We start from the raw sequence: 3,043 nt of genomic DNA, 5'->3' as shown, positions 1-3,043 counted from the left end.
CCCCTCGGCCGTACACACCCGCCGCCGGTCGACGCGGGCCGGCGGCCCTCCCCACCCGCGCCCTCCGCCCGGGGGGCTCGCGGGGGCGACCACCGGCTCGCCCGGGTCGTGGGAGAGCCGGTTGAGCGCGGTGTTCACCGAGAGGGGTGCGTCGACCAGGTCGGTCAGCCGCTCGCGCTCCTCGTGCGGGGTGCCCCGAGGCTACCCGGCGGCCTCCTGGTCCCGGCAGGTCTCCAGCAGGCGCAGCCAGATCTCACTGACCGTCGGGAACGACGGGACCGCGTGCCACAGGCGCTCGACCGGCACCTCGCCCGCCACCGCGATGGTCGCCGCGTGCAGCAGGTCGCTCACCTGCGGGCCGACGAAGGTGACGCCCGCGAGATGCCCGCGGTCCAGGTCCACCACCATCCGCGCCCTGCCCCGGTAACCGTCGGCGAACAGGGCGGCGCCCGACACGTTCCCCAACTCGTAGTCCACCACCCGGACACGGCGGCCCGCGCGCTCGGCCTCCTCGGCCGTGACGCCCACCGAGGCCGCCTCGGGCTCGCTGAACACCACCTGCGGCACCGCCGCCGAGTCCGCCGTCGCCACGTGGCGCCCCCACGGCGCCGCGTCGACCGGCTCGCCCGCGGCCCGCGCCGCGATGACCGCCCCCGCCACCCGGGCCTGGTACTTGCCCTGGTGGGTCACCATCGAACGGTGATTGGTGTCGCCCACGCAGTACAGCCAGTCGCCGTCCACGCCGCTCACCCGCAGGGTGTCGTCCACCTCGATCCACGACCCCGGTTCGAGCCCCACCGTCTCCAGGCCGATGTCCTCGGTGCGCGGCCTGCGGCCGGTGGCGAACAGCACCTCGTCCGCCTCCACCTCCTCGCCTCCCTCCAGCGTGAGCGTCACCGGGCCCCGCGGGTCGGGGCGGCGCAGCGCCGCGACGGAGGCCCCGCCGCGCACCTCCACCCCGCGTTCCGCCAACCCCTCGGCGACCAGCTCGCCCGCGAACGCCTCCATCCGCGGCAGCAGGCGCTCCCCGCGCATCAGCAGGGTGACCTTCGAACCCAGCGCCCCCCACGCCGCCGCCATCTCCACCCCGACGACCCCGCCGCCCACGATCGCGAGCCGCCCGGGAACGCTCTTGGCGGACGTCGCCTCGCGCGGCGTCCACGGCCGGGCCTCGGCCACGCCCGGCAGCCCGGGAACCGCCGCCGCGCTGCCCGTGCACACCGCCACCGCGTGCCGGGCCGTCAGCACCAGCGTGCCGCCCTCGGGCCGCCGCACCGTCACCCGGCGCTCCCCGTCCAGCCGCCCGTGGCCGCGGACCAGTTCGATGCCGGCCGAGTCCAGCCAGGAGACCTGCCCGTCGTCCTGCCACCCGGACACGAAGGAGTCCCTCCGCTCCAGGACGGCGGCCGCGTCCAGCCGCCCGGTCACCGCCTCGCGCGCCCCACCGACCGCCCGTGCCGCGGCCAGGGCCGCCGGGGGGCGCAGCAGCGCCTTGCTGGGGATGCACGCCCAGTACGAGCAGTCCCCGCCGACCAGTTCGCTCTCCACGATGGCCGTGCGCAGACCCGCGGCGACGGTCCGGTCCGCCACGTTCTCCCCGGTCGGGCCCGCGCCGATGACGATCACGTCGTACTCGGCGGACCCCGCCGCTTCGCGGGATTCGGAGGGGGCGCTTGCGCCGCTGGCGTCGCTCATTCGGGTGCTCCTCGAAGGTGTGGGCCGGCAGATGGGCGGGTCCCACCGTAGGCCGACCCCACACCTTCCCGCGTGAGGAACGCGCACGCACCCCACCGGGCCCCAGCCGCCCCGGGGGAGGGGTGAGCGGGGCGGTCGCGGGTACCCGGGCGTCGTGGCACAGGGAGCGCGGAGCACGCGGAGAACGCGGGGAGCGAAGGCATCGGCCGCACCGGGACCCGAGGGGTACGACGCGGCGCCGTACCTTCCCGGGGAGGCGGACCTGCCCGCGCTGCGGCGGGCCGCGGCCGGGTGTCAGGGCTGCCCGCTGTTCCGGGACGCCACGGGCACGGTCTTCGGCGCCGGGGACCCGTCCGCCCGGGTGCTGCTGGTGGGCGAGGAGCCGGGTGACCAGGAGGACCGGCGCGGCGAGCCGTTCGTCGGCCCGGCGGGGCGGCTGCTCGGCCGGGCGCTGGACGAGGCGGGCATCGACCCCGAGGCGACCTATCTGACCAACGCGGTCAAGCACTTCAAGTTCAGCCGCCCGGGACCGGGCAAGCGGCGCATCCACAAGCCGCCGAGCCTGCGGGAGCTGACGGCCTGCAAGCCGTGGCTCCAGGCCGAGCTGCGGGAGGTGGACCCCGAGGTGGTGGTGGCGCTGGGCGCCACGGCGGGCAAGGCGCTGCTGGGCTCCTCGTTCCGCGTCACCCGGCAGCGCGGCGTGCGGCTGGACCTGCCCGACCGCGCGGGCACGGCGCTGGTGGCCACCGTCCACCCGTCGGCGGTGCTGCGCGCGGGCGAGGACCGTGACGCGGTCTACGGAGGGCTGGTCGCCGACCTGCGGGTGGCGGCGGAGGCCCTGGGCTGACCGCGGCCGACGGCGGGACTTGACCTCAAGCGTCCTTGAACGTGCAGGCTCCTGGCGGGGATTCGCCCCCATCCGTCACGCCACGCTTCGGGAGAGCCAGCATGAGCACCGACCCCGGTTTCCACTCGATCATCGACTACACCGTCGACGGGCCGGAGACGCAGGCCGAACTGGTCGCGGCGTTCGCCCGGATCCAGGAGGAGTGGGTGCGCTTCCACCCGGGCTACCGGTCGGCCCGTTTCCATGTGAGTACGGACGGCACCCGCGTGTACACCATCGTGCACTGGGCGAGCGAGGGGGACTACGCCCGCTTCGTCGCCACGTCCGACGGCGACGGCCGGGCCGCCGCCATCCAGCGCGCGCTGGCCGGTCTCGCCGGGCACGCGGAGCCGCGCATGACGGGGCGCCCCACCTACACGGTGGTCCGGGAGGTGGGGCCAGGACCCCGGGGATCGGGATCCTGACCGCCGGGGCCCCGGGCCCCGGCGGTCAGGATCCCGA

The 3,043-nt window shown here is 76.3% G+C and carries 3 protein-coding genes; 2 read left to right on the top strand and 1 reads right to left on the bottom strand.

The genetic code is table 11. The features are described from left to right. Positions 1-201: 201 nt before the first annotated feature. Entirely contained in the window at positions 202-1,695 is a 1,494-nt protein-coding gene (locus tag ADY01_RS34515) for a dihydrolipoyl dehydrogenase family protein (RefSeq protein ID WP_199826386.1), read from the bottom strand. Between the two features lie 154 nt (positions 1,696-1,849). Between ADY01_RS34515 and ADY01_RS34510 the strand changes: the two genes are divergently transcribed. Further along, positions 1,850-2,542 (top strand): UdgX family uracil-DNA binding protein, encoded by a 693-nt coding sequence (locus ADY01_RS34510; RefSeq protein WP_049580728.1) that lies wholly within the window; start codon positions 1,850-1,852, stop codon positions 2,540-2,542. A 101-nt stretch (positions 2,543-2,643) separates the two neighbouring features. Beyond that, the gene (locus ADY01_RS34505) at positions 2,644-3,006 is read left to right on the top strand and encodes an antibiotic biosynthesis monooxygenase (RefSeq protein WP_049580727.1); all 363 of its coding nucleotides are present in this window, start codon (positions 2,644-2,646) and stop codon (positions 3,004-3,006) included. Positions 3,007-3,043 lie beyond the last annotated feature (37 nt).

It is taken from the genome of Streptomyces sp. SBT349 (genome assembly GCF_001083795.1).
Classification (GTDB): Bacteria; Actinomycetota; Actinomycetes; order Streptomycetales; family Streptomycetaceae; genus Streptomyces.
The sequence above is the reverse complement of the archived record's forward strand: the minus strand, read 5'-3'. Positions and strand labels throughout refer to the sequence as shown.